This is a genomic window from Ruegeria meonggei (assembly GCF_042768335.1).
Lineage (GTDB): Bacteria > Pseudomonadota > Alphaproteobacteria > Rhodobacterales > Rhodobacteraceae > Ruegeria > Ruegeria meonggei.
This window is the reverse complement of the sequence record NZ_JAXHBT010000001.1, coordinates 1,467,612-1,492,993: the sequence shown is the minus strand read 5'-3', so window position 1 is coordinate 1,492,993 and position 25,382 is coordinate 1,467,612. Positions and strand designations below refer to the sequence as shown.

The window sequence follows — 25,382 nt, the reverse complement described above, 5'->3', positions numbered from 1 at the left end:
GCAGTGTTTTGCGCCCGAGGATTCTTGGTAAGAATTGAAAGGTCATCGATGATTTGCCCCCGAAGTTTGGTTTCAGCGTTAGCTTGTTTGGTGTTGCTTTTCTTCGGAACAGCGCAAGCTGATCAACAGAATTCAAAGTTGGAGTTTGCGTCACAAAACGCCAATCTGCCATCGGTGGCAATTATTGCAACCGGAGGGACGATCGCAGAGCGGACTGATCCTGAAACTGGTGGCGCCGTTCCCGGTGTGTCGGCCAAAGATCTTGTGGCAGCTGTGCCGGGACTGTCAGATATTGCAAACATTGGGGTCATTCAGTTCAGCAATATTGACTCGTCTCAGATGACGCCCATGGATTGGGCGCAGCTCAGTACCAAATTGGATGAGGTACTTTCTCGAGAAGACATTAGTGGTGCCGTTGTTACGCATGGAACAGACACGATGGCAGATGGGGCCTTTTTTGCAGATGTCACGCTGAAGAGCGACAAGCCCGTCGTATTCACCGGTGCGATGAACGATGCCTCTACCCCGAATCCGGATGGTCCTGGAAACATGTACAATGCTGTGATTCAAGTGCTGTCGCCCAATGCTCAGAACTGGGGCGTGTCGGTAACTCTCAACCGATATGTCAATTCGGCACGTCACGTTCGAAAAACGCAGACGACTAATGTCCAAACCTTCAATTCAGGTGAAAAGGGTTATCTTGGTTACGTGTTCAACGACCATGTCCAGCGTTTCAATAACCGGCTGCACCGGGTGCGTGTTTCGCTGCCTGAAACCCTCCCGAACACGTTGCCTGACGTGCCCCTGATCATGGCATATGCTGGGTCAGATGGCAGGTTGCTGCGCCACGCGGTTGATACTGGTGCCAAGGGGATCGTTATAAACGGAGTTGGGGCAGGCAACGTAAACTCTGATGTTTTTGACGCGATCAAGTATGCTTTGGCAAAAGACATCCCGGTCGTGATTGCTACACGGGTTTACCATGGGAACGTCGAACCAATTTATGGAGACGCGGGCGGCGGTGAAACGCTGCTGAAGGCCGGATGCATCTTGGCCGGAGACCTTTCTGCAGCCAAAGCCCGCCTTCTTCTAATGATTGGTCTATTGCATCACAACGCCGACCGAGAAGCTCTCGCAAAGCTGTTCGAATGATAGACTTACCAAGCGGTCTGGTTCAGCTGGGTCTAAAGAAAACCTCAGGGCTGGGTGTCATCAATTCTTGTACCCATGCTCATCAGCGCGAACCAATCATGCCAGAAGTTCAGATGAATGTCAGCTTCTTGGACTGCGGCCGCAGCATGACAAGACCTCAACGAGTGACTGCTTTGGGCCGTCTATTCGGGTGGCATGGGTCATTCACCGCTGGATGCTGCGCGGTCTCCGAGGTCCGCTAGGAGCCCTAAGTTACTGGAGATTACACTGTATCCTCCGCTCGCTTGACATGCGTCCGCCATCTGACAAATTGACTAATATTTTATTTGTGGAGGGTAATTCTTTGAGAAAACTTCTTGCAGGGATAGCAACAGCAATCTTCACTACAGCGACCCCGACCTTCGCTCAGGATATCACAGCTGGTTCCCGAATTACTGTGACTTCAGACTGGCACTCACAGAACGGGGGGCCATACAGTCCAAAAATCGTATCTTGCAATTCGAACAGTGGCTTGTGCCTGCGAGACACCAACACTTCTCCTGCAAACAATCCTATGACAAAGACTAAAAGTGGCTTGCAGGTCGTCTTCTCGGATTTTGGGGTTGTCTATATGTTCAGACCGGGTGGAAAGGGCACTTTTCACGATATGTCGGGCAAGCAGACTGGAAAATTCAAGTGGACACAGTGACGATTTGATTACTGGATGGTTCGCTCCATTGCGTAACTTTGATGAATGCCCGTTTTGTCCCGCAGACTACCTGTTCGCTGTCGGCTCGATTTTGCAACTGCAGCGAAAGTCCGAAATGAACGGCCGCACCGCAGCGTAGGCTCGACCCTGTGAATGGCTGGTCTGGGCCGTTCAGCTTGAGAAATGCGTACTGAATAACGGCGCTGCGACAGTTTACGAAAGAATGGTGCCCTGACTGTTTATGCATCCGTTAGATCGAACGGGAGTGCTTTCCTGCCTTGTGCAATGCCCGCAATTCTTCCGTCAGAAAATCGACAAGCCGCCGGACGCGCACTGTTCTTCTGAGGTCAGAATGTAAGAGCACCCAAAGCCATGGACCAGGAGAAACATCCGTTCTCGGCATCCTGCAAATGTTAGGGAAAGCAGGCTCGAGAAGAGTTGGCAAATGGGACATGCCGACAGACAGGTTAACGAGGTGTACTCTCATTTGTCCGTCAGTGACGTCGTGGCGCAGTGTCGCGTTCGGAAATGGCGAGGGTCGCGTCCAGCTTTGGGGTGCGCGGTTGGTCGGGGGCCCAATCCAGGTGAGGCCAACGCCGTCGGCCCCCGCATTTGGGACTATATTTTCGAGGTAATCCTTGCTGGCATAAACGCCAATCTCCAACTGAAATAGCTTACGTGCTACCACGTCGTCAGTCACGTCCTGCGCGACACGTAGCGATATGTCGGTTTCGTCATTGGTGATAGATTCCACCTCTGATGTCAGCCGCATCTCAATGTCAATCTCTGGATATTGTTTACTAAATCGCGCGACAATCGGGGCCACAATGCCATAGGCTAGGGTCGGCGTCAGCGAGAACCGAATTTTGCCCGCCTCGCTACGATCAAGCCCTTCAACCCGTTTGCGTGCCGCAAAGATTTTCTGTTCTGCGTCTTCTGCCATTGGCAAAAGGGCTTCTCCGAATTCGGTGAGCGAAAAGCCCTGTCTGGACCGGTGAAACAATCGCACACCATAGCTGGTCTCCAGTGCCTGGATGTTACGATTTACAGTGCCGTAGCTGGTTCCGACAATTTCTGCGGCTGACCGCAGACTGCCCGTCCGCGCCACGGCGAGGAAATGAGGCAAGAGCTCCCAATCAAACGTACGCATGTTCCACTCATGTAACAGTATGTTCAGTTTGTTTCGTTTTAGGTCGTTCGACGTATTGATACAAGGAACTGAACCTAACCTTCTTCACCCGCTCTGCTGCGCGTCACAAAGACTGGACTTTAACTATGAAACGATACCATCCCTTTTTCGTTGGCCTGCACTGGCTCATCGCTGTGATGATCCTTGTTGCGCTAATTCTTGGCGGCCCCAGCCTGGCAGAGATTCCAAATGATAGCCCGGACAAGATGTTTGGATTGACCGGTCATATGATCTGGGGTCTGACAATTGGGGTGCTTATGACCCTGCGACTGGCGATGCGCATCTTTGCCAAGGCTCCACCTTATGCGGATGCGGGCAGCCCTGCACTGAATTCGGGTGCCAAACTTGCGCATTTAGGGCTGTATGCGCTTGTCTTTTTGATGGTTGGCAGCGGCATTGCTCTTGCCTATTCAGCGGGGCTTTTCGCGATCATTTTTGGAGGGTCCGGGGCCGCCTTACCTCCATCTTTCAGTGTTTTTCCAGCGCGTGTGGTACACGGCATTATTGGGACCGTCCTTCTTGTTTTGATCGGGCTGCACGTTGCGGGATGGGCTTATCACCAGTTCTACATGCGAGACCGGCTGATCAGCCGCATGTGGTTTGGTAAGCGCAGCTAAACCGCCGATGGACCGTTACGGCGTTATGGAGGAAGTGCGACGCTGCATTCGAATTGGCGCTATGCTGGCCTGAGCGAGGGCGCTGAACAAGCACCATCCGTGCCAAACTTAAGAAGAAATGATATCTTCGTGTGGCCTTAACTGTAGCGGTAGCAGTTAATGACTGCTTTGCAGAAGCTGCACTGCAGCGTCTCAAGACGCGATGGACGGCCGCACTGGGCCGATGGCTAGGTAGTGGCAAGCGGGGCAGAGGCTTATGCTGCGTCTGCTCCGAGGTCTGCAAAGAGCCCAAATCACCAGATGTTGCGCTGAGTGTGAATGGCAGCGACACGCAGTGGTTTCAACGGATCGCCGCAATACAGGCTTCAAATTTCTCTACTGGCGTTAGGTGTTGCAAGCTCTTTCGAGGCCGCTAGTTGAGTTGGCGGGCAGGAATTCCTCAGCCTTTACGGGCACATTCAGCAGCACCTCGCCAATGATCTGGCATGAGGTTTCGTACTGTGTACCATAAGCGGATGACCTTGCGCACTCGACACCACGACAGCCAATGCTCACGGCGAATCTGCCTGATCGGCTTACTGTCGGATTTGTGCAGCGCCTGAGCTTTTCCACCGTTTCCACAACCAACATGCCGTGATTGCATCCTTGTGCTGTCGAGAAAGCGTCTGATCAGTATAGCCATGTGGGTCGGAGTTCGAGGCCGATCACTCCAAAATGAGAGTCACCTTTCATGCCGATCCACATCCCTCACGCTGGTTTTGGGGCACGCGCCGGCTTCAATGCGCAACTTACTGCCCAATAAGTACCCTGACATGTGACAGCGCGACCGGTTCGAGTGCGCCGGGTGGGACGTAGGGATTTGCAAACGCGTAGATCAGGAACAGAGTAATTCCGTTGTAAACGCCGAACAGGGCAACAAACACGATGTTGAGACCGGAGGGCGCAAAGGCAAAATAGCTCACGGAAATGATGACGAGACCCGCGATTGCAGCAAACCAGAAGGGAACCTGGTTTGAGCCACTTGCGATATTGAGGCGCTTGCTGCGGAACGTGTCCAACGCCCGTGCTTTGGCTACCAGGTTGTCGTGTAGTCTCTTCTGAACAGCAGTGTCTGACTCCAAATTCAACGTCCCCTGATAGATCTCTAGCCAAGCGGTACGACCAGCGGACCCTACGGCTTTCGCTGAGGCAAGATCCTGCCATTCCTGGGTTACGACTACATCGATATAATCTTTCGCCCCGGCAATAATGTCCTCTGTTCCTGCTCCTCCGTGTAGCTGGGCATCAGTGACAATCTGTCGAACCGTATCTGCTTCAGACCCGAGATCAGTCTGCAATACCCGATAGTCCAGCGCGAGTTGAGCAAACACCAGTCCAAGGATCAATGCGTGCAAGGCGGAGACCCGACCCAGGACTGAACCCGACAGCTCTTTTGTGACTGATTCAGGCTCCCGCCCAACCAACCAATGGGTTGCCCGGTAAACAAGCAGGATCATAACCACGGTGCCAGCAATAATGAAAAATGCGGTCAACAATGTCTGGTTCATCAAATTTACTCAATCATTCGAGAATTGTTCCTGTGACAATGACCAATAACATAGGCGCCTGGTGATCCGGTATTTTGGCGTCTGTGGTGAATTACTTTTTTCCGGTTCAGACAAAAGGGGCGTATCTTTCTTTTCCAAGAACCGCCGTAGAACTCTGGGCTCACCGTTCGCAATGGCTTCTGGCAACATCGACTGCCATATGCTCACCAATTGACAACTCATTTATGTCATCAGATCCCCCGGTGGGCGTCACACCAGCAGCTTTTGCATCCAGAGTGAATTGGGCAGCTGTCCTCCGGTTGGTGGTTTCGCTCGGCCCGAACCCTCGCACAACGTAGATATCGGCGTTTGGAGATGCTTTCAGATCAATTTGTGCAAACGAACCAGCAACGCACCAAAAGGCCTCGCCACTGAATTGCTCTTCCGCAACCGCTTCATAGACAGCGTCGTTGAGTTGATGAATGCTGAAGCCATCGCGGTTAAAGACTTCAGCAGCCGAGACCGATGTTGAAACTACGATGGCCATAAGAATGACTGAACGACATGTCATTTGGTATGCTCCTAACTCAATGGGACAGTGGTCAATACGATCAGATGCAACTTACACCGGCGCCACCCTCGGAGTTTCCTCTTTCAAGACGATGGTGCCGATAGTGAATGTTGGACAGGCGCGTCACCTTCGTAGATGTCGCCCCGAACTTGGCTCGGGGCAGCACCAGCGCGCTCACTTGACCAATTCGACTTCGCTTAGCCGCCAGGACTTGTCTAAGAAGCTTGGCATCGGACCATAAAGGCGCAGGATGTTGAAATACCCCTTGTTTGGGTCCGTCTGTATCCAATTGCCATCAGCCACGCCTTCCGGTTTCTCCGGGGCAAAGTAGACGACAGTTGAGCCGTCCTCTTCTGCTGTGGCTGCTGGAGTCGGATAAGATTGGCTGCCCGAGCGCGGATATTTCTGCGGAGTTTGTAACATGCTGCGAGTCTGGTTGTCATACAGAGTAAAGGACCAGAACGCCTTGGCCGGAATATCCTTTGGCAAAATCACCTTGTAGGTTTTGGAACCATCATAAGCATTGCCGTCGGAGTCGAGAAAACCGATAAGGTACTGTGATCCAACTTCAGGCAAATTCATGATCATGCCGGGGCTGTCCAGCGTGTAGGCGTAGTAGAAAGCTGTTCTGGAATCGAGGGTTCTTGCCCCGGTCGGCGGCAATGGTTTGAACATCCCGTCCTTGTAGGCTGGCGGTGGTGTTTCGAAAAAAGCACCCCCTTCCCAAAGCATGTTTGTCCAGTAAGAGCCTTCGTAGTAAGCCCACTCCGGATGACGCTCCAGAGCCTGCCATTGAAGTGCACGGCCATAGGTCTGGCCAGCAGCGGCTGCATCAGTCAGGATCTTTTTCATTCGGTCGTCAGGTTTGAAGTCCTGCCCATGAACGATCCCAATTGCTGCGAGTTGGCCAGCGAGCTCAACATCGTAGCTTGTGGCTGGCTCGTTCTGCACATTCTCGTTGATCCACTCGAAGAAACCGTAGTCACTTGGCGGAATAGTGTTGAAAGACATGCCGCTGGTATTGATGAACTTGGTCTCGGGGATTTTGGGTTCCCCGGCCAGGGCAACCGTGCCTTCCAACGCTTCGGCAATTGGGGTGCCATAACTGCCTGCCTTGTAGGGATAGAACTTCAGGTTTTGTTTGATGTTGTCCACTGCCGGTTTTGGGTCGTTCCCATTTTCGATGAATGCCCGAAGCGCATAGAGCACCGTGTTGGTCTTTGCGTGGGCAATGAAATACCCACCCTGGGGCAGCGGACCATCATAGTCAGGACCCACGATCAGGTATTTGCCGCCCAGGCCGCGATCCGGGCCGGGACGTCCGATATCGATGACCCACGAGAACCACATATCATTGATCGCCCCCAGGCCACCGGATGGCTGATCGATCACAATCGGCCCGTCTGACAGGTCAAGCCAGGACATGTAATAAATGGTGTCAGCGTTTGCTGTCAGAAACAGCGAGTCGGAACCCATCAGCTCTTCGAAGATGACGACATCGCCGCTTTGTGCACCGGCGTTCTGGAAGCCTTTCTTCAGACCCAGGGCCGATGCGCCGCGGAAACTGTTGTTGTAGACATTGAGGGCACGGGTGAAGTCGACCTGATCGAAGACAGTCTGAGCGGTGGCATCTGTTGGCACACCTTTGGAAAACTCAAGCGTGCCGATGCGGGTATCGATGGAGTCCGGCGCACCTAGGGACTCAACTGTCTCTTTTGAGACATCGGCCAAAGCCGGTAGCGCCAGCATCGCAAAGGCTGTCGCCGACGCAAGTTTCTTTGTCAGGCTTGTCATGTCTTTCTCCAAGATAATGTTTTGTTGTCAAAGTGATTTTCTACAGGGGGCCCGAAATCAGTTCAATTGCTCAAGCTATGTACAAGGCTCTGGGTCAAAAGAGGCTGGTCAGATTTAAGGTTCGCCTTCGGGTTGATCCGTCATTGACCAACAGTAGTCCGGATTGAAGCTGTATTTCTAACCATTTCGCGCCACAACTCTGCCTATGAAACTTCTCGTCTTTCCAGGCGCCGATAGTTAAGGGGTGTAACACCGTTCCACCGAACGAACGCGCGTGTGAAACTACTTGGGTTTTTGTATCCCAATTTTCTGGAGATCACTGCAATCGGCATTGCCGTGTGCGCCAGCATCGTCAGCGCCGCGTGGTTTACCGCCTGATCCCGGATGCCTGAAAACGTAACGCCCGAGTCGGCAAGATACCTCTGCATTGAACGCCTGCTCACGCCCAACTCATCGGCTACCTTTTGAATCGTAGCGTCTCCGTCCCTGACGAGAGCAGAGACCGCATCGGAAACCTCAACAGGATCCAGATGAAATTCGGCTGCCGACCGCGGCATTGGTGTTTCCCTTCTTAGCAGGAGCGTTTCTGCTACGATTTTAGGCAACGTTGATGCGTGGTGTCTGACCAATACGCGCCTCTGACCAAGGTGATTGCGGATTGGAACGCGCTGCATATACTATTGAATTGCGTCAAAGGGCCAAAGCTGGAAGCGATCATTAGAGGGTTTACGGATGAGAGCATTACCTTTGGTCCGCGCCGCGCACCTTCTCACCTACACGTCGTCCCTACGCGAAATCGGCGCACCGGTTGACCGGGAGCTGGAACGCGCCAAGCTTCCGACCATGATTGAAGACCATCCAGATGCCTATCTCAGCCTGCCCAAGGTTTTTGAGTTTGTAGACCAGTGCAGCCGTGATCTGAACATCGTCGAGTTTGGGCATCACGCGTCGCTTTCAGCCAGGGTTTCAGGGCTGTCGCAAAAAATGCAATCTGCGTTATTGAATGCGCCATCTGGTCTGGCACTTATTCAATCATTTGCGAAGGTCGTCCCCATCGAAAACACGGCCATGTCAGTCGGTATTCGGCAAGAGGGGGACGACTATAGAATTCACTTCGATTTACCCGACTTTCGCGACCACAGCGCCCTGGCAGGACCGGAATGGGTCGCTGTTCATTCGTTCATTGAGATCTTGCGCACTGTATGTGGTTCCGATTGGTGCCCTGGTGAAATTACCATCATGTCGCAATCCGCAAGCCATGTCCCGGCGGAGGCAACCTATCCCAACACCAGAATTCGATTTGGCCAGCCCCACACTTCTGTCACGGTTCCTATCATCAGCCTTGCCGTACCAAGTATGACGCAAACCGTGAACGGATCTGACGATATAGCTGTTTCTCCTGACGGGATAGACTTTGTTGGAAGCCTCCGGCGGGTTGTTGCACCCTATCTTCAGGACGCCTACCCGTCGCTCAATCTCATCTCCGAAATCACGGGCATGTCGCGTAGAACTCTTCAACGTACACTTGCGCGACACGGCAAAACGTACACTGAGCTCATTCAGGAAGCGCGTTTCGAAAACGCCTGCCGTCTCCTTCGTGACCTCGAAATCAAGATAATCGATGTTGCATTCTCGGCGGGGTATGAGCACCCGCAACACTTCACACGCGCATTTCGAAAATACACCGGCCTGACCCCAAGCCAGTATCGTCGAAATGGGCTGTCGCATGCCTCACAAAACGTGTGCTAAGTCCGGGTGCAAAAACAATTGGATCGGTCGTCTGACCTGACAAGCAAACGTTGCTCTAACCATATTGGAAAACGTCGCGCACATTTATCTGTTTCCGGGGTCAGAACGTAACGGCAAATTCTGTGTTGCTCTGACATTTTACCTTCTCGCACACACTCTTGTGTTTAGATAGTGGCGGCAAGCTGACAGCAGCCATTGGAGTACTAACGGTGAACGGCGGCAAAGACCGCGACCTGTGAGTTCGCGCTGACCAAGATTTCGCACCAGCGGCGAATGTCCGGATAGCGGGCTGCGACCGCAGCATCTAGAAGGCAGGGTGAAGGTCCGCTAAGGGCCGTTCCGCCAGTTTTGGTTCGACCGGCCATCCCGGCAAGCTAGGGTCTACCGAATGGTGGAAATGTGCCAGTATCATCAACAAATATGCTGACCTGTTGGCCGCCGACAACCCTATCGGCAGCCAAGAGATTTTCGTTGATTGGAGAAATTATGCGGCGTCGACAAAGTCTTTGCCGATCGTTTCACCAGCCGTAATATGGTGATCCAGTCCGGCAAGCACACTGTTCAACAGCTTCGTCATTTTGCCCTTGATCACCAACAGGTCTAATACGTCGCCGAACACACTCATCTTCATCTCGTAGTTCATTTCGATCGATACTTGCGTCGCTCCGCTTGGCGTCGGCACGACTGAGAACTTAGCTTCGAATGTTTTCATCGGAGCGGCAAACTCGCGTATCTGTACATGCACCTGACGTTTGTCTTCAACGCTGAGGAACTCTTCAACCACATCAGTTCCATCATAGAAATTGCATCGGCGTGTTGCGCCTGGCCCGGAAGCCTTGTCACTAGGGTCAGGATGCATTGATTTTCACTGCGATGCGTGATTCACGGCTCTGAAAACGGAGCGGTGACATGAGCGACCTCTATTGGCTGACCGATGAGCAGATGGCCAAGCTTACCCCATTCTTTCCGAAGTCACATGGCAAGCCTCGGGTAGATGACAAACGGGTGTTGAGCGGGATTATCTTTATCAATCGCAATGGGTTGCGCTGGCGAGACGCCCCGGAAGCCTACGGCCCCCATAAGACCCTCTACAGCCGATGGAAGCGTTGGAGCGAGAAAGGCATCTTCGCACGGATTATGGCCGGTCTGGCCGCCAAACACGGCGAAGAGAAGACGGTCATGATTGACGCGACCTATCTCAAGGCACACCGTACGGCGACCAGTATGGCCGCAAAAAAGGGGGGCGTGGCCGCCTGATCGGTAGAACCAAGGGCGGCATGAATACCAAGTTGCATGCTATCTGCGATAGCCAAGGTCGCCCGCTCAACCTGTTCGTAACCGCCGGGCAAGTCAGTGATTACATCGGTGCTCGGGCTTTGCTCAGCAGCATACCAAATGTGGACTGGCTGCTCGGGGATCGCGGCTATGACGCCGACTGGTTCCGAGACGCGTTGAAAGACAAGGGGATACGCGCCTGTATACCCGGCCGAAAGCAGCGCAAGACGCCGGTCAAATATGACAAGCGCAGATACAAGCGGCGAAACCGCATCGAGATCATGTTTGGCCGGCTCAAGGATTGGAGGCGAGTGGCGACCCGCTATGACCGCTGCCCAAAGGTCTTTCTGTCAGCCATCGCACTCGCGGCAACCGTCATCTACTGGTTATAAATCCTGACCCTAGAAAGAAACGCGAATCCACATCAACGACATGGCTACCTCAATCCACTAGCAAAACCGGGCACGGGGATAACTTTAATCTCATCGGATGATAAGCGAGTGTAGGTCAGCAAGGCGTTGACGATGTGGAGACCCGGCCCATTGCGGACACTCGACTCGGCGCGACGATGCTGCAATGCGGCCCGTCGAAGGAGACATTCGCTGCAACAGCGAAATCTTGAGCTGGCCGAACTTACAATTTGCGAGACGTAGCTGCCATACTCCCGCCTTGCCCTTATGCCTCACCTGATGCACTCTCTATGCGAAAGAGGGATGTCTGTTTCACAGTTAGCTCTGTTGGCAAAAAGACCAGCGCCGTGCCATGTTTAGGGAGAAGTGCGTCATGACATCCAAGTCCGAAGGCTCCACACCACCGGACAATCTGACGCCGCAGCAGCAGGCCATGCCAAAGGTCAATAAGGTGACGGCGGGTGATATTACCGCGTCACTGAAGGCCGGGTTTTCCGATTTTCTGGCTCGCCCCGTCATGAGCGGCTTCTTCGGCCTGTTCTATGCGGTTTTCGGAATCTTGCTTGTTTGGAGCTTCGTCTGGCTCGGCAAGATTTGGATGATCATACCCGCCATTGTAGGCTTTCCGCTGGTCGCACCTTTTGCCGCGGCCGGGCTTTATGAAATGTCCCGCCGATTGCAGAAGAGAGAGAGTTTTGGCTGGTCAGAAATTCTCACCGCCATGGCAAATCAACGCAAGCGCGAAATGGGCTGGATGGCCTTTGTCACCCTGTTCATTTTCTGGGTGTGGGTTTATCAGGTTCGGCTTTGGCTGGCGATCATCCTGCAGAATACTTCTTTCTCGGACTTTGACGGGTTTTTGAACACCGTATTCTTCACACTGCAAGGCTGGACCTTCCTTGCAATTGGAACCTGTGTAGGCGCAATTCTGTGGACTGCACTGTTCTCCGTGACCGTCGTTGCCATGCCCATGTTGCTCGACCGGGAAACAAATTTCGTCTCCGCCATGTTAACTTCCATTCGCGTCGTCACGGAAAACCCGGTGGTCATGCTCACCTGGGCGGCGATCATCTCAGTCACTATGCTGTTGTCACTGGTTCCGGCGTTTCTGGGCCTGATCTTCACCCTGCCAATTCTCGGTCACACCACATGGCATCTCTACAATCGGGCCGTGTCACCTGCAGAGGAGTAGTCTATTCAGCCATCGGAGATCGGCCCTTTCCAGCCATTCATCGTGTCAGACTGCGCCGCGGTGCAGCTTCACCGAACCGGCCATTCGCTGCGAATGCACCAACGGCTGCTTTCGGAAATTGGTCGGGCTGAAAGGCTCTTGTCCGTAATAGGGCTGTGACGTTTGAATTTGTTGTTTTTTGCCTTATTGGACGGCCATAGAAACTCGATCGTGTCTTGGGGAGCATCCGAATTTGCGTGCATATTCCCGCGAAAACTGGGCCGAGCTTTCGTATCCGACGCCATAGGCAATCTCGGACACTTTCGACCCGGTTGTGCGCAGCTCGTTGCGGGCCTGCATCAACCGCAGGTCCTTTTGGTATTGCAAGGGAGACGTTCCAGTGACCGCCTTGAACTGCTCAAAAAAGGCCGAGTTGCTCATACCAACACGCCCGGCAAGCTCGGGAACACTCAGTGACCGACCCAGATCAGAGCTGATTTCGTGTGTCGCTGCAAAGATCCTGCTGGCCACGTTTTCATGCCACACCAGTTTCTGAAGCGTGCCGCCATGCTTGCCAATCAACAGGCGGGCATGGATTTCCCGCGCTGTTATGGGGGCGAGCATGCGCCGTGTCTCATCGGTTTCGCACTGGTGGAAATAGCGCAACAGCGCGTCCTGTATCGCATCATCCGTATCTGCGAGGCAAATCGAAAACGGGTCCGATACACGGGCACCAGATGACGGTGGCAGCGACGACGCCAAGGCGCGCATCACATCCAGATCCAAAGGGAATACGAGTGCGACATAGGGATGCTCGGGCGTTGCGTTGGTAACCTGCGAGACCACGGGCAAGGCATTGCTGACGATCAGTGATTGCCCAGCCCCAACTGTCAGGATTCTCGTGCTGGTGCCAACCTCCTTTGCGCCCTGCAGCACCGCACACAAAAGAGGACGGTAGACATTGGCCTCTTGTTGGGTTGGCGCCGGATGGGTCAGAAACACCGTCCCGCTATCTTCATGCTGAAGAACGCCCTGGCCGATCCCTTTCTGGTCAAGCAGTGTCGAAACGTAGTCCAACAAATCCTGGGGTTCCATGTCCGCCTCCCTTGGTTTGTCCTCCTTTAGCATGGACGCCGCCTTATATCTTAGAAAAACTCCGTTTCTGGAGAATTGTGCTAAAATTTTGGAGAATAGAAAAAGATTCCCACAGAATTCTTGAGTATTGTGCTCATAGGCATCAGGGGATCAAAGATATGAAGACCATTCTAATTACCGGCGCGTCGTCCGGTATCGGCGCGGCAACGGCCCGGTATTTCCAGGCCAGGGGATGGAACGTCGTTGCCACGATGCGGACCCCTACCGGCGGCTCGGATCTTGCCATTTTGGAGAACGTCCACCTGGCGCGGCTGGACGTGACGGACGCCGACTCAATCGCGACGGCCGTGGCAGAGGGCATCGAACGCTTTGGACAGATCGACGTTTTGCTGAACAATGCAGGCTATGGGGCCTATGGCGCGCTCGAAGCCTTTACGATGGACCGCATCCGACGCCAGTTCGACACCAACGTGATCGGCTTGATGGAGGTGACCAAAGCGGTGCTTCCCCACTTTCGTCAAAACCGTTCCGGCACGGTGATCAATATCTCGTCCATCGGTGGGCAGATCACCTTCCCGCTGGGCGCGCTTTATCACGGCACCAAGTTTGCGGTGGAAGGTCTGTCCGAAGCCCTGCACTACGAGTTGGAACCGTTTGGCATACGGGTGCGTATTGTTCAACCTGGCATGATCCAGACGAATTTCGGCGGCAGCTCGTTCGATTTTGCTATGGATGAAAATCTGCCAGACTACGTGCCGATGGCCGAAGCTATGGGGCGCCTGTTCGGCAAACTCGCATCGAACCCTTCTGCGCCAGAGACGGTTGCCGAGGTGATTTGGGACGCGGCCAACGACACCGGCGACCGTTTGCGGTATCGCGCAGGACCTGATGCCGAGGCTTTGCTGGATGCCCGCAAACAACAGGACGATGCGGCGTTTATCGGGGGCATTAAACAAAAGATGGCGCCCTGAAACACGACGTGACCCGTCATCAAGAGAGGGAACAACATGTACCAAAAAGCAATCGAAAAAGGCGGCCTAGCCGTTGTCACCGGGGCGGCAAGCGGCGTGGGCTTCGCTGCGGCCAAACGGTTCTTGCAGGCGGGTCTGGGTGTTGTGCTGGTCGATCTTCCAGGAGAGGCACTGGACAAGGCCGAGCCGGTTTTGATCGAACTGGCGGATACATCCCAGACGGTTCGGGCGATCCCCGCGGACGTGACCAACGCCGCAGCCATGACGGATCTCGCCGATCAGGTCTTTGAACTCGGAGAGGTGGCTGTCTTGATGAACAATGCCGGGATTGCGCTGCCGACCGGCAGTTGGGAAAACAGCGAGAACTGGCGGAAACTGATAGAGGTCAATCTGTTTGGCGTCATGAACGGAGTGCACACCTTCCTGCCGCGGATGATCGCCGCAGCACGCCCTGCCGTGGTCATCAACACAGGCTCGAAACAGGGGATCACCACGCCGCCCGGAAACACCGCCTATAACACCAGCAAGGCCGCTGTGAAGGTCATGACCGAGATGCTGGCCCACGAGCTGCGCGAGGCGGGTGCCGAGATCAGCGCCCATTTGTTTGTGCCCGGCTTTACCTACACGGGCATGATCCAGAAGTTCATGCCCGAAAAGCCCGCGGCGGCATGGTCAAGCGACGAGGCGATCGACTATCTGCTGCAGCGCATGTCGAACGGAGATTTCTATATTCTCTGCCCCGACAACGATGTCTCAGAAGCCCGCGACAGGAAACGCATCGAATGGGCCCTGGGTGATATTGTCCATAACCGGCCCGCGCTGTCGCGCTGGCATCCTGACTATGCGGATGCCTTTGCCGCCCACGAGGTCTCGGAATAGCCGCTCCAAAAGGGCGGCCGTAAATGGAGCCAACGAAACTGCTATCCAAATCACAAGGCTTACACCTCGTCGAATTACCTAGCGGACATTCGTACGAAGCGCGGAATCTGAGACTTCGGGCTCTAACCGGACCTCAGATGCGATACGGCATCGGTTGCCCGCCCTGTCCTACACAGATTGTGGACGGCCCATTGTTGCCGTTCAAACAAACCCCAAGTGCTGCAGTGCGGCCCGTCGAAGCTGCCGTTCGCTGCTGGTACAAGATTTAGCTCAGTCTGCACTCAATATGTGCTGACGAAGCGAACCCTTCAAACGCGTACCTTCGTGGCTGCCTTCAGTTCATGTAACTAAAGATTGTTGTGATTGCGCTTGTACAATCCTACGTTTCTTCAGACTTTTCTGGAGAAAAAACGATGCCAAAGGTAAGCGAACGACCAAACGCTATTTTGATCCTCGCTGATGATTTGGGTTTTGCGGATCTTGGCGTTACGGGCTCCGAAATCAAGACACCTAACATTGATGCGCTCGCTCGCGACGGCACCATGTTGTCAGCCATGTACAATTGCGCCAGATGTTGCCCGACCCGCGCGTCGTTGCTGACTGGGTTGTATCCTCACAACGCAGGCGTTGGTCACATGGGGGCCAATCTTGGCACGCCTGCCTATCAAGGGTTCTTGCGCAACGACAGCGCCACGATTGCAGAGCACCTCAGAGCGAACGGCTACCGAACGCTGATGTCCGGGAAATGGCATGTCGCGGGGGATTTCATGGCCCGCGAGGTCGACAGTTGGCGCGTTGGCGATGTCGAGCACCCAACACCACGTCAGCGCGGGTTTGACCGCTTTTATGGCATTGTCGATGGCGTCACACATTTCTTTTCACCGCATTACATGTTGGAAGACGATAGCCGGGTCGAGACCTTCCCCGATGATTTCTATTTCACCGACGCGATCACCGACAAAGCGGTCGGCATGATCGAAGAAACGCCCGAAGATCAGCCGTTCTTTCTCTATCTGGCACATACTGCCCCGCATTGGCCGCTTCACGCGCATGAAGAAGACATCGCCCGGTACGACGGAGTCTATAACGCCGGGTGGGACGCCACTCGCACTGCGCGGCACGAGACGATGAATGCCATGGGGCTGTTCCAGACCAACTGGGACATTTCACCGCGCGATGACCAGGTTCACCCGTGGACTGCAGAGAAAAACACGGACTGGGAAGCCCGGAAAATGGCGACCTATGCCGCAATGGTGGACCGGATGGATCAGTCCATTGGCCGTCTGATCGCCGAGCTGAAACGCATGGACAGGTTCGACAACACGCTGATCTTGTTTCTGTCCGACAACGGTGGTTGTGCCGAGTTCATGGCCGAAGATGGTTGGGCCAAGTTCTTCCCAGCCACCACCTCCGACGGTCGCAAGATCGAGATGGGCAATCGCCCCGACGTTATGCCTGGTAGTGCACTGACCTATCAAAGCTATGACAAACCTTGGGCCAATGTTTCCAACGCGCCATTTCGACTGTTCAAGCATTACGTGCACGAAGGTGGGATATCGACGCCACTGGTCGCGCATTGGCCCAAAGGGTTCAAAACCCGAAACACGGCCCATGCTGCCTGTCACGTTGTGGATATTCTGCCGACCATCCTTGAGGCGACAGGGTGCACATATCAAGACGAGGTTGGAGGGCACAAAATCCAGCCTATGCAGGGTGAATCCCTGCTTTCCTTGCTCAGAGGAAAAGACTGGGGACGCGAGCAACCGATCTTCTTCGAACATGAAGGAAACGCAGCAATTCGCCTCGGGCAATTCAAACTGGTGCGTCAATTTTCGCAAGATTGGGAGCTTTACGATATGGAGACAGACCGTACGGAATTGAACAATCTGGCTGGCACATCTCCGACGCTTGAGGCGGATTTGAAAGGCCAATACCTTTCCTGGGCAGCACAATCCGGGGTTTTGGATTGGGAGATTGCACTCCCGAAGTTACTGGACGCCTGGAAGATTGAGACTGCAGAGGGCTAGTCCCAAACCTAATCCCGGTTATACAGCCCTACCGGACATTGGCCCAACCTTAAAATTTCCGCGTTAGCGTCTGCCTTGCCGCCATTCGCTGCAGAAGCAGCACCCTGAACTAAAAGAGCTCACGCTCACCGGACCTCCACCACCATTTTAGGTTTCGCTCGTTCAGCATGTTGAGATCCCCGAAAACTGGACATTCAGCACCGGACTGAAAATGGCTGATGAGCGGACAAAGCGCTCACCGCCATTTCAGCTCGCTAGCGCACAAATCATCCTACAGCGGTTAAGCCCAGCCGAGTTGCTTTAACGAGTGACCGTCATTCCAAATCTTGGTCATGTGCCGAATTTTTTCGCCTTCGAACTCCATCGCATAGACGTAATCGGCCGCAACCTTATTTCCGGTCGCTGGCACGGGCCCGTCTACCGAGTGGGTACCGTGAAATACGGCAAATGCAGTTACGACGCCACGATCTGCATCAGTCGAGAATGACTTTAACTCGTAATGACCATCTGGAATAGGTGTCAGCAAACCCTTCATCCAATCCGCATAACCCTCCAGAGTAGATATGTCAGCTAACGCATCGGCCTGAGCTGAGAAAGTAGCGCCTTGATGGCAACAGCCTTTGCACCCTTCCCAACCCTTACCAGTCTCGCAAGCTTCAAAAAATTCTCGTGCGGTCGTTTCGATTGACATAGTTCCTCCCCCCAAAGAAGTTGGTCATTCATTCAGCTTTTCGACAGAGCAGTGTGGCGAGTGTACAGCAAAGTCGGTCGTATGCCAAAAAAACTCAAGCCGACACATTGCTAACATGCCGATGGGAACGGCGAATGCTGGATATTGCAAAGACTGCTTTGGGCTCAAAGCGGAAATCCCTTTTCGGGAGCATTGTCATCTTTCTTTAATTCTAGATTTGTTCCTGAACCAACTGCCTCCACCACTACTACTGCAGTTGTAAAATATCCGGGACGCAGAGTTTTCTTTTGGCAGGCATTTTGTCTGCACCATCTGATCGTTTCAGTCGCTTCGGGCCGTCCTTGACCTTGATTTTCGGCTTAGCTAGCGGGCCTTTTAGAGTCACTGGCCAGGGGCTTTTCGAAAGAGGTTCGCCAATCTTGCGGGGCTGTAGATCTAAATCCAAGACCTTGCCAGCCACATCGACGCCGCCAAAGACCACAACTTGGACATGATCCGTTTCCAAGGTGGTTTGTTTCGTCGAAATACTTCCATTGGAGATACTAATCGGCGCGCGCAAGCACACGATCGGAGCAACCTTTTGTTTTTCTTTGGTAAACACCCAAGGTAGCACACCCAGCCCCGCCAAATCCAAAAGCTGGGTCTCGATCGAGCCATCACGCAATGAAACTGTGGCGTTGCCGTTCATGCTGTTGGCAAAGTGCTTGGGTGAATTGGTTCCTCCTGACACCGAAAAATCTGCATAGATCGTACCGCTTGCACCTTTTTTGAAGTTCAGACCGTGAAGAATATCATCCAGCTGCCAGCCGCCTGCCTTGCCGGTCAACGTGAGCAGGTGCGCGTCGTTCGATAGATCCATTTGCCCGCTGACGTCGAAATGAGCGCCACCGTATTCAAATTTCAAAGGTCCGGCCTTAAGCTCATTTTTGTTAAGCGTCAGTTCGCTCTGCAAACTGCTAATGCCTTTGGCGCCCTCTATGTGCCGAAGGTCAATGTCGACATCCATATCCATACCGGACAAGAGAACTGAACGCCCAATTGGTTTAAGCGTCACATCTCTCAAAGGGCCAGTGTCATCTGCTTCTTGATTGACGTCTTCCTCGTCGGGCTCCGTACCGCCTAGCTTCCGCAACTGTGCGGCGGCCTGAATGATAGCTCGAATATGATCTATCTTTATCAGGTCACTCTCTATGGAACCCTTCAGCACAGGATCACTTGTTGCATCATCAAGATCGGCGACAATTTCCAGGACAGATTCAGAAACCTCGACATTGGCACTCGCGTTCCAATCGGTGCCTTCGCTAGCGAGGTCAATCTCAAGGCGAGCCCGTCCGGTTTCCACGCGATCAAGCGATAGTGCCTCCAAAAGGTCTGCACCTGATGGGACTTCAACATCGATTGCCAAATCCAGGTCCTCGAATTTGAGTACATTCTTGACAGTGCCATGTACTTCGAGGTTCCAGACTTCCGTTTCGCTTGTCCTGCCATCCAAATTCGTCAGCGATACCTGATTGATGTCGCCATTCAAATGAAAGTCGCCGGAAAATCTGCCGAGTTGGTCGTCCGGTCCTAACAGTTCTGGTGAGATCAAACTGCTTGCTGGAATATCCATTAGACCTTCTGCTGATATTCCTTGTAACTGCAGAGCGTCATCGACCGAACCGTCCAAAATGATAAACGGATCAGCCGGGTTCCCAATTCTCAAGTTGATGCTTCCGACCCTTAAGGCGCCTTCTGGTGTTCTGGAAAGTTCGGAGAACTTGATCGGAGGCGGACCCTCGCCAGACGTGTCCAATGTGAATCCGTTGGTCTTAATGACCATTTGCCGCTGCGGAATCCGCCCGGGGACGCTGTCGATAACCATGTCGACCGCGATAAGTTTAAGATCATACCGCGATGCGGCTGTGCCCGGTTCAGCATCTTCAGGGTACAACCGAATGCGGGTTGTCAGCGATACGTCTTCCGGGTTCCCCAATTCTCCGATTTGTCCTGTCAGCGAGAGGCTTTGCCCGCCATCCAACTCCGTCAAAACACTTAGATCATCAATCCGGGCAACGCCGTCGACCGAATTGAATGTTGCACTAATACTCCCTGAACCTTCCAGGACACGGTCAAGCTTCAGGATATCGAGAAGCTGGCCAAGTTCTACAACCTCTAGGGTCGTCTTCACTTGCAGCCCGTCTTCTATGGGGGATTCCTCTGCGGTAATCGAAATCTGTTCGAAGTTCACCGCTACCTGAAACGGGTCTTCCGCAGGGAATGTCGCGTTCAGATCAAACCTCTTTCCGTTTAGCGAACCGGCCCCAACTGCGGTCGCAACGTCGGTTTCCGTATCGCGTTTTAGAAGCAGCTCAGAAAGCTGCAGATCCAGCTCAAGCCCGTTTAGATCGTTTTGGTAAAAAACAGTGATATCGGTCAGGTCAATTTTATGGTCCGTTAGAACTCCAGCCAAAGGCATTTTCGGAGACTTAGCAGCTTGCCCGGCTTCTACATCTGATTGGGAAAGGGACTGCCAGTTTCCGACGCCGTCTTTGCCTGTGATCAGGTTCAGGTGCACGCCCGAGAAAGAAAGGTTGCTCAGCGATAGATTACTGTTCCAGAGGTCGCGCGTGGAAATTTCGAACTCAAGTTCGTCGATTGCTGCTAGATTCTCGTTCGCTCTCCGCGAACCGGGTAGTACCAGCCCCGCCGCTGACACCTGCAAGTGCCGGCCAAGGCCCAGACGCACTTCATCCTCTATGATGACGTCCTGACCAAGTTTCTTGGAGATCAGGTTTTCAACGAAGGTGGTCCTTACAGAAGAAAACAACGTAGAAGACAGGAAAAGCCAAGCTGCTAACACAGCCACAAACGCGACAGCGCAACAAACCAATACACCTTTTGCAACGTATCGCACGCTTTTCTCCTAATGTTCCGATTCATACCTTGGGCAACCTAAACCATTTATTTGTTAGGTTAATGGATTATTTGGTCGGTAAATTTCCCGACCTCTGAATGATCTTGACCGTACAGCTGATAACTCTCGCTGATTTGGTCGGACAGCTAAATCACGGGTAGATGACAAAATAACTTTTGTACCGCTGACCCAGCTTCCAATCAGCTGGCTTGAAGCGAGTTTGACCGACCAGAACTGGACACGTTGCAGGGGTTGCGACTTCAGCGGCTCGACGCATCCCCCAAGCTATTGGCAGCCAGATTTCTTCGATTTCCCACATTTATCCAATTACTGTTATATGTGAATTCTTCAAACGACGAGGACAGGATGAACTCACTAACCAGAATAACACGAGGGATAGGCGTCGCTTTCAAAGACGGTAGAGTGAAAGGCATTCTTGCCTTCACGGTTGGAATGATTTTATGGGCTTCGGTCTTTTACCACTTTGTCGAGGGTTGGAGTTGGCTCAACTCAATCTACTTTTCTGTAGTGACAATTTCGACCGTAGGGTTTGGTGACTTCTCACCTGAAACCGCGGCAGGGAAGATCTTCACAATGATTTACATCATCGTGGGCCTCGGTGTCTTCGTTACCGCTGCGACCACAGTGGCAGATACAATCTTGTCCCAAGACGACAAAAAAGCGGACTAATAGACTGCACTCAAATGAGCCAAACCGAGTTCCTGCACAGGCATTGGCCCGTCTGTGCATCTCAAGCCGCGGCCTGGATTCATTTGCGTCTTCAAGCTGATAGATGATCACTAAAACTAAAAAAATATACATATTATGTTTTTTGAGTATAACATTCAAAAAAACATATGGAGGGATGGAATGGAAAAGACACAGGACGCAAAGATTGTCGATCTAGCGATACGATTGCTCTTTCTCGGACTATTTCTCTACAGCGCTCTGGTCATGGTGGCCCCGCTTGCAAGCGTGGTTATCTGGGCAACTATCCTCTGTGTGGCGCTTTACCCGGCATTTGATTGGCTGCAGTCCAAGCTGGGAGGTCGGAAAAAGCTTGCCACAACGATCTTGGTTTTGCTGGGCCTTGTTTTGACCCTGGGGCCAGTCGCAACTGCGGTGTCTGGTGCTGCAGAACTAGGGGCTGAATTCGCGGAACAAGCAGACAAGGGTGAGCTGAAAGTCCCCCCTGCACCCGAGGGCCTCAAGGAATTACCATTGGTTGGAGACAAAATTTCCGATGTCTGGGGGATGTTTGAGCGCAATCTTGACGGCGCGCTTACAAAATATGGCGCGCAAATCCTTGAGATCACCAAGTCGCTGTTTGGAAAGGTGTTGGGCATCGGCATCGGGCTTCTTGGCTTAGCTCTGTCCGTATTGATAATGGGGGCGTTGTTCAGCCCCGGGCCAAATATGGTCCAAGGTCTTCAGCGCTTTGCCAACCGTGTTTTCGCTCCGCGCGGTGGAGAATTCGTAACACTGGCAGGCGCAACAATTCGGAACGTTACAAAAGGCGTGATTGGCGTAGCTGCCATTCAAGCGGTCTGCGTTTGGATACTGTTGGCTTTGTTTGGGATTTCTTCGGCCGCCACGTTGGCATTCATCTGCCTGATACTCTCGATTATCCAAATCGGGCCCGGATTGGTTCTTATACCGGTAATTATCTACGCTTGGAGTTCCATGTCCGGCGGAACTGCTTTGGTCTTCACCATACTGGCTGTTCCCGTCACTATAATGGACAGTTTCCTAAGACCCGTGTTCATCTCAAAAGGCCTCGAGACTCCTATGTTGGTCATCCTCATCGGTGTTCTCGGAGGTATGATGGCGTACGGTTTGATCGGCGTCTTTATGGGACCGGTTCTCTTCGCTGTCTTCTATGAGCTGTTCAAGGTTTGGATTGATACCTCGCCCGAAGCTGAGGGCGCTGCAGAAAGTGCGGCGAAATGAGGAAGACGATATGGACAACCCTGGCTGTCATTCTGATTTTTCTTGTCTGGTATCTGGTCGCTGATCGGAAAACGCCATTTACCGGGAACGCAAGAGTAAAAGCCGTGGCGACCCAGATCGTCCCGCAGGTGACTGGCACCGTGACTGAAGTATTGGTCGAAAATGGTCAGATTGTATCGGCCGGAGATGTCCTTGTCCGGATCGACTCGCGACCCTATGAGATTCAGCGCGACAAGGCGGAAGCTGATCTCGAAGCAGCCACTCAAGAAGTGGGCGCATCTTCGGCAGAGGTAAGAGCCGCACAGGCCAAACTAGCAAGGGCGCAGAGCGATCTGGATACGATGCGCATTCAAACAGAACGCGTATTTGCGCTCGAAAAGAAAGGGTTGATTGCCGTCTCAAAGGCCGATGATGCGCGAGGGCAACTGGGGGAGTCCGAGGCAAACTATGAGAACGCAAAAGCAGATCTGGAAAAAGCAAAACAAAGGCTTGGTGACGACGGGATTGAAAACCCGAAAATCCAGCGCGCGTTGGCGGCCTTGGCGGATGCAGAGCTTAACCTTGAGTGGACTGAGTTGCGCGCTCCGGCGACAGGTGTCATCTCGAATTTGCTGATAGCCCCCGGAACATATGCGCGATCCGGCCAGGATCTGTTGACGTTTCTGGACGCAACTGACGTCTGGATTGAGGCGTATTTTTCCGAGAACAACCTAGGAAGAGCCTCGATAGGGTCTCCGGTTGATGTCGTGTTGGACATGCATCCAGGTCAGGTTATTCCGGGCGTCATTGAGAGCTTTAGTGCGGCTGTTTCCCTAAGTGGCGGTGATGTGCCCGGGCAATTGGCGAGCCCTCCAAGCACTAAAGGTTTTTTGCGGGAGCCTGAGAGATTCCCAGTCAGGATCGTTTTACCTGGCTATGAAGCCGGAAGCGCCGAAGATGACCTTCGCTTTCAACTGAATGGGCAAGCCGATGTGATCATGTACCTAAGCGACAACTCGTTGCTGAACCTCGTAGGTCGCACCTACATCCGCGTGGTTTCAATTCTGTCCTATGCGTACTGAGGACCAACGCTCTGTCACCCGGCTTGCGCTGGGTGTTACCGGCGTCTTTTCATTGGGCCTATTTCTTGGGTGGCCGCTTGCCGTCGTTGGGGCGGTGTTCGCCGCACTGTTTTTGCAGGCGCCCGCCGCATTACCTCTGGCAGCATTTACTAAGCTGTTTGTTTTTTCGATTGGATTGATGTTCATTTCGTTTCTGGTGTCGTCAGTCTTCTCACCATATCCGCTCGTGTTTCTCATTCTGGTAGCCATTGGAATAATCCTGTCTTTCATGTGGTCGGTTTCAGGCGCCGGAGTTTTACCAGGTGTCATCGCTCTCATGGGAGCATTGATGATCCCAAACTTGGTTCTGCAATCCCAGGATCTGGCCTTGGTGCTTGTGTATTGGATACCTTTGAATCTGCTGTTTGCGGGCTTCGTATCGACGCTAATGTTCGCGCTGATCCCCGCCGAACCTCAAACAGCGGCCCAGAAGAAGGCCGCATCGTCGCCGAACTTCGACCCACATCGCCGAATAGTCAGGATGTCGCTTGTAACAGTGCCGTTTGCCTTGGCGTTTTTTGTTTCCGGCGCATCTGCACTACTTGTTTTGTTTTTTGTCGCGCTCCTGAGCCAGCAACTTGCGGCAATGCCCGCTGCAGGCAAAACAGTTGCAAAAGCAATGCTGACGGCAAACCTTCTTGGGGCGGCAGTATCCATCATTTGTTATGAATTAAACGTAATAGCTCCGGTTATTCTCACCCCCATTTTGCTGTGTTTTTTCTTTTGCCTAACACTCGGAGCACTCGGTAAATCTCAAGCCCCGCTCGCCACCGCTGCCGGCTCTGCTATTACAACGGCTCTGATTGTATATGGCGGGTCGGTTGCTCCGTTTTCCGATGAGGCAGATGTCAAGAGCATCACTCGAGTTTTACAAGTTGCCAGCGCCGCATTTTTTGTAATCGTTGCATATGTCGTGGTGGATGAATTCTGGCCGGAAAAAGAACGCCAGGCGACTCAATGACGTTTGTTGCAACAAGGCTTGGCGCTGAAACCGACAGTGTTCTCAACTTGACCAATTCTACTTTGGGTTAGGATTCATAACCAGTACATAACGGTTGCCTCGAGTGCGAAGGCTGAGAGGAAGACCTTGGGACTACGGCCATAGCGTGTCGCCACGCGCTTCCAATCCTTGAGCCTGCGGAACATGATCTCGATCCGGTTGCGGCGTTTGTACTTGCGCTTATCGTATTTGACCTGTGTTTTGCGTTGCTTACGGCCTGGGATGCAGGCGCGTAAGCGGCTTTGAGTGACTTGAGGATGAGCGGCAATAAGTAAGGACCAAGGGTTGGAAGTACACCAAACTTCAAATCACCTTCCAGATTGTCACTCAGGCTCAGCGACAATTCCAACAGTTCACGGGCCTCGGTCAGAAGGATTTCTGTTTTTGCAGGACTATCCGGCCGTTTTGCGTCAAAGAGACATGCCTGCCTTGACGTTCGAAAATCGAAAATCCAAGTCGGGCCTCTAGCTTCAATACCTGTTGGCTGATTGCAGGTTGTGAAACCCCACAGATATCAGCCGCTCGGCCAATATGACCTTCTTCGGCAATGCTTTGAATGTACTCAAGATCTCTGAGTGAAAGACCGGCAACCGAGGTTCTTCTTGCCATGCATCACCTCTGATTATCGATC

The 25,382-nt window shown here is 53.1% G+C and carries 22 protein-coding genes and 2 pseudogenes; 12 read left to right on the top strand and 12 right to left on the bottom strand.

Translation table 11 applies throughout. The annotated features are described in order from the left end of the window. The first annotated feature begins 24 nt into the window (after positions 1–24). Positions 25–1,152 carry an asparaginase gene (locus SJY13_RS07385; protein ID WP_377189626.1) on the top strand — a complete coding sequence of 376 codons (1,128 nt, stop codon included), beginning with the start codon at positions 25–27 and terminating at the stop codon, positions 1,150–1,152. 938 nt (positions 1,153–2,090) lie between these two features. On the opposite strand, the gene SJY13_RS07380 is transcribed toward SJY13_RS07385, so the two are convergent. Continuing rightward, the gene (locus SJY13_RS07380; protein ID WP_377189623.1) at positions 2,091–2,990 is read right to left on the bottom strand and encodes a LysR family transcriptional regulator; all 900 of its coding nucleotides are present in this window, start codon (positions 2,988–2,990) and stop codon (positions 2,091–2,093) included. 125 nt (positions 2,991–3,115) lie between these two features. Between SJY13_RS07380 and SJY13_RS07375 the strand changes: the two genes are divergently transcribed. Then, positions 3,116–3,646, top strand: a complete 531-nt coding sequence (locus tag SJY13_RS07375) for a cytochrome b (protein WP_377189620.1) — start codon at positions 3,116–3,118, stop codon at positions 3,644–3,646. 788 nt (positions 3,647–4,434) lie between these two features. On the opposite strand, the gene SJY13_RS07370 is transcribed toward SJY13_RS07375, so the two are convergent. The 5 genes and pseudogenes from SJY13_RS07370 to SJY13_RS07355 all read right to left on the bottom strand — a co-directional run bounded on the left by SJY13_RS07370 (position 4,435) and on the right by SJY13_RS07355 (position 8,094). Further along, positions 4,435–5,193 carry a bestrophin-like domain gene (locus SJY13_RS07370; RefSeq protein ID WP_377189617.1) on the bottom strand — a complete coding sequence of 253 codons (759 nt, stop codon included), beginning with the start codon at positions 5,191–5,193 and terminating at the stop codon, positions 4,435–4,437. A gap of 160 nt (positions 5,194–5,353) precedes the next feature. Then, positions 5,354–5,719, bottom strand: a complete 366-nt coding sequence (locus SJY13_RS07365; RefSeq protein WP_377189614.1) for a hypothetical protein — start codon at positions 5,717–5,719, stop codon at positions 5,354–5,356. A gap of 198 nt (positions 5,720–5,917) precedes the next feature. After that, on the bottom strand, positions 5,918–6,325 hold the full coding sequence (locus tag SJY13_RS23160; protein ID WP_449314365.1) for a DUF1214 domain-containing protein: 408 nt from the start codon (positions 6,323–6,325) through the stop codon (positions 5,918–5,920). A 549-nt stretch (positions 6,326–6,874) separates the two neighbouring features. Then, positions 6,875–7,219: pseudogene (locus SJY13_RS23155) on the bottom strand (DUF1254 domain-containing protein); the annotation flags it as partial. 521 nt (positions 7,220–7,740) lie between these two features. Next, on the bottom strand, positions 7,741–8,094 hold the full coding sequence (locus SJY13_RS07355; RefSeq protein WP_377189608.1) for a helix-turn-helix domain-containing protein: 354 nt from the start codon (positions 8,092–8,094) through the stop codon (positions 7,741–7,743). A gap of 175 nt (positions 8,095–8,269) precedes the next feature. On the opposite strand from SJY13_RS07355, the gene SJY13_RS07350 reads away from it, so the two are divergent. Then, the gene (locus SJY13_RS07350) at positions 8,270–9,286 is read left to right on the top strand and encodes an AraC family transcriptional regulator (RefSeq protein ID WP_377189605.1); all 1,017 of its coding nucleotides are present in this window, start codon (positions 8,270–8,272) and stop codon (positions 9,284–9,286) included. 484 nt (positions 9,287–9,770) lie between these two features. On the opposite strand, the gene SJY13_RS07345 is transcribed toward SJY13_RS07350, so the two are convergent. Further along, entirely contained in the window at positions 9,771–10,145 is a 375-nt protein-coding gene (locus SJY13_RS07345) for a hypothetical protein (RefSeq protein WP_377189602.1), read from the bottom strand. Between the two features lie 50 nt (positions 10,146–10,195). Here SJY13_RS07345 and SJY13_RS07340 point away from each other — a divergent pair. Then, a protein-coding gene (locus SJY13_RS07340) for an IS5 family transposase (RefSeq protein ID WP_377189599.1) occupies positions 10,196–10,953 on the top strand; the annotation gives its coding sequence in 2 pieces (ribosomal slippage) (positions 10,196–10,517 and positions 10,517–10,953; 759 coding nt in all). 391 nt (positions 10,954–11,344) lie between these two features. Beyond that, positions 11,345–12,163, top strand: coding sequence for a DUF2189 domain-containing protein (locus SJY13_RS07335; protein ID WP_377189596.1), 819 nt, complete (start codon positions 11,345–11,347; stop codon positions 12,161–12,163). A gap of 183 nt (positions 12,164–12,346) precedes the next feature. Here SJY13_RS07335 and SJY13_RS07330 read toward each other — a convergent pair whose 3' ends face one another. Then, positions 12,347–13,237, bottom strand: coding sequence for an AraC family transcriptional regulator (locus tag SJY13_RS07330; RefSeq protein ID WP_377189593.1), 891 nt, complete (start codon positions 13,235–13,237; stop codon positions 12,347–12,349). 158 nt (positions 13,238–13,395) lie between these two features. Between SJY13_RS07330 and SJY13_RS07325 the strand changes: the two genes are divergently transcribed. The 3 genes from SJY13_RS07325 to SJY13_RS07315 all read left to right on the top strand — a co-directional run bounded on the left by SJY13_RS07325 (position 13,396) and on the right by SJY13_RS07315 (position 17,114). Then, positions 13,396–14,208 (top strand): SDR family oxidoreductase, encoded by an 813-nt coding sequence (locus SJY13_RS07325; RefSeq protein WP_377189590.1) that lies wholly within the window; start codon positions 13,396–13,398, stop codon positions 14,206–14,208. A 36-nt stretch (positions 14,209–14,244) separates the two neighbouring features. Continuing rightward, positions 14,245–15,087 carry an SDR family NAD(P)-dependent oxidoreductase gene (locus SJY13_RS07320; RefSeq protein WP_377189587.1) on the top strand — a complete coding sequence of 281 codons (843 nt, stop codon included), beginning with the start codon at positions 14,245–14,247 and terminating at the stop codon, positions 15,085–15,087. A 413-nt stretch (positions 15,088–15,500) separates the two neighbouring features. Next, on the top strand, positions 15,501–17,114 hold the full coding sequence (locus tag SJY13_RS07315; protein WP_377189584.1) for an arylsulfatase: 1,614 nt from the start codon (positions 15,501–15,503) through the stop codon (positions 17,112–17,114). Between the two features lie 280 nt (positions 17,115–17,394). On the opposite strand, the gene SJY13_RS07310 is transcribed toward SJY13_RS07315, so the two are convergent. Then, entirely contained in the window at positions 17,395–17,805 is a 411-nt protein-coding gene (locus SJY13_RS07310) for an ester cyclase (protein WP_377189581.1), read from the bottom strand. Positions 17,806–18,052: 247 nt separating this feature from the next. Continuing rightward, positions 18,053–20,701 carry an AsmA family protein gene (locus tag SJY13_RS07305; RefSeq protein WP_377189578.1) on the bottom strand — a complete coding sequence of 883 codons (2,649 nt, stop codon included), beginning with the start codon at positions 20,699–20,701 and terminating at the stop codon, positions 18,053–18,055. A gap of 423 nt (positions 20,702–21,124) precedes the next feature. Between SJY13_RS07305 and SJY13_RS07300 the strand changes: the two genes are divergently transcribed. The 4 genes from SJY13_RS07300 to SJY13_RS07285 all read left to right on the top strand — a co-directional run bounded on the left by SJY13_RS07300 (position 21,125) and on the right by SJY13_RS07285 (position 24,712). Further along, positions 21,125–21,391 carry a potassium channel family protein gene (locus SJY13_RS07300; protein WP_377189575.1) on the top strand — a complete coding sequence of 89 codons (267 nt, stop codon included), beginning with the start codon at positions 21,125–21,127 and terminating at the stop codon, positions 21,389–21,391. 135 nt (positions 21,392–21,526) lie between these two features. After that, the gene (locus SJY13_RS07295) at positions 21,527–22,651 is read left to right on the top strand and encodes an AI-2E family transporter (RefSeq protein ID WP_377189572.1); all 1,125 of its coding nucleotides are present in this window, start codon (positions 21,527–21,529) and stop codon (positions 22,649–22,651) included. Then, complete coding sequence (locus SJY13_RS07290; protein WP_377189569.1) at positions 22,648–23,712, top strand: HlyD family secretion protein; 1,065 nt, start codon at positions 22,648–22,650, stop codon at positions 23,710–23,712. Before SJY13_RS07295 ends, SJY13_RS07290 begins: the two co-directional genes overlap by 4 nt. After that, positions 23,702–24,712: a DUF2955 domain-containing protein gene (locus SJY13_RS07285; protein WP_377189566.1), complete on the top strand. Its 1,011-nt coding sequence runs from the start codon at positions 23,702–23,704 to the stop codon at positions 24,710–24,712. The genes SJY13_RS07290 and SJY13_RS07285 overlap by 11 nt, the downstream gene beginning before the upstream one ends. 74 nt (positions 24,713–24,786) lie before the next feature. On the opposite strand, the pseudogene SJY13_RS07280 reads toward SJY13_RS07285, so the two are convergent. Together SJY13_RS07280 and SJY13_RS07275 are read right to left on the bottom strand one after the other, a co-directional pair. After that, positions 24,787–24,987: pseudogene (locus SJY13_RS07280) on the bottom strand (transposase); the annotation flags it as partial. A gap of 130 nt (positions 24,988–25,117) precedes the next feature. Further along, complete coding sequence (locus SJY13_RS07275; protein ID WP_377189563.1) at positions 25,118–25,360, bottom strand: LysR family transcriptional regulator; 243 nt, start codon at positions 25,358–25,360, stop codon at positions 25,118–25,120. Positions 25,361–25,382: the final 22 nt, after the last annotated feature.

Excerpts from the sequence above, each read along its gene's own strand:
- SJY13_RS07330 (WP_377189593.1), bottom strand. The coding sequence starts at position 13,237 with ATGGAACCCCAGGATTTGTTGGACTACGTTTCGACACTGCTTGACCAG.
- SJY13_RS07320 (WP_377189587.1), top strand. The coding sequence starts at position 14,245 with ATGTACCAAAAAGCAATCGAAAAAGGCGGCCTAGCCGTTGTCACCGGG.
- SJY13_RS07290 (WP_377189569.1), top strand. The coding sequence starts at position 22,648 with ATGAGGAAGACGATATGGACAACCCTGGCTGTCATTCTGATTTTTCTT.
- SJY13_RS07370 (WP_377189617.1), bottom strand. The coding sequence starts at position 5,193 with ATGAACCAGACATTGTTGACCGCATTTTTCATTATTGCTGGCACCGTG.
- SJY13_RS07380 (WP_377189623.1), bottom strand. The coding sequence starts at position 2,990 with ATGCGTACGTTTGATTGGGAGCTCTTGCCTCATTTCCTCGCCGTGGCG.
- SJY13_RS07325 (WP_377189590.1), top strand. The coding sequence starts at position 13,396 with ATGAAGACCATTCTAATTACCGGCGCGTCGTCCGGTATCGGCGCGGCA.
- SJY13_RS07335 (WP_377189596.1), top strand. The coding sequence starts at position 11,345 with ATGACATCCAAGTCCGAAGGCTCCACACCACCGGACAATCTGACGCCG.
- SJY13_RS07365 (WP_377189614.1), bottom strand. The coding sequence starts at position 5,719 with ATGGCCATCGTAGTTTCAACATCGGTCTCGGCTGCTGAAGTCTTTAAC.
- SJY13_RS07375 (WP_377189620.1), top strand. The coding sequence starts at position 3,116 with ATGAAACGATACCATCCCTTTTTCGTTGGCCTGCACTGGCTCATCGCT.
- SJY13_RS07315 (WP_377189584.1), top strand. The coding sequence starts at position 15,501 with ATGCCAAAGGTAAGCGAACGACCAAACGCTATTTTGATCCTCGCTGAT.
- SJY13_RS07295 (WP_377189572.1), top strand. The coding sequence starts at position 21,527 with ATGTTTTTTGAGTATAACATTCAAAAAAACATATGGAGGGATGGAATG.
- SJY13_RS07345 (WP_377189602.1), bottom strand. The coding sequence starts at position 10,145 with ATGCATCCTGACCCTAGTGACAAGGCTTCCGGGCCAGGCGCAACACGC.
- SJY13_RS07275 (WP_377189563.1), bottom strand. The coding sequence starts at position 25,360 with ATGGCAAGAAGAACCTCGGTTGCCGGTCTTTCACTCAGAGATCTTGAG.
- SJY13_RS07285 (WP_377189566.1), top strand. The coding sequence starts at position 23,702 with ATGCGTACTGAGGACCAACGCTCTGTCACCCGGCTTGCGCTGGGTGTT.
- SJY13_RS07355 (WP_377189608.1), bottom strand. The coding sequence starts at position 8,094 with ATGCCGCGGTCGGCAGCCGAATTTCATCTGGATCCTGTTGAGGTTTCC.
- SJY13_RS07310 (WP_377189581.1), bottom strand. The coding sequence starts at position 17,805 with ATGTCAATCGAAACGACCGCACGAGAATTTTTTGAAGCTTGCGAGACT.
- SJY13_RS07350 (WP_377189605.1), top strand. The coding sequence starts at position 8,270 with ATGAGAGCATTACCTTTGGTCCGCGCCGCGCACCTTCTCACCTACACG.
- SJY13_RS23160 (WP_449314365.1), bottom strand. The coding sequence starts at position 6,325 with ATGAATTTGCCTGAAGTTGGATCACAGTACCTTATCGGTTTTCTCGAC.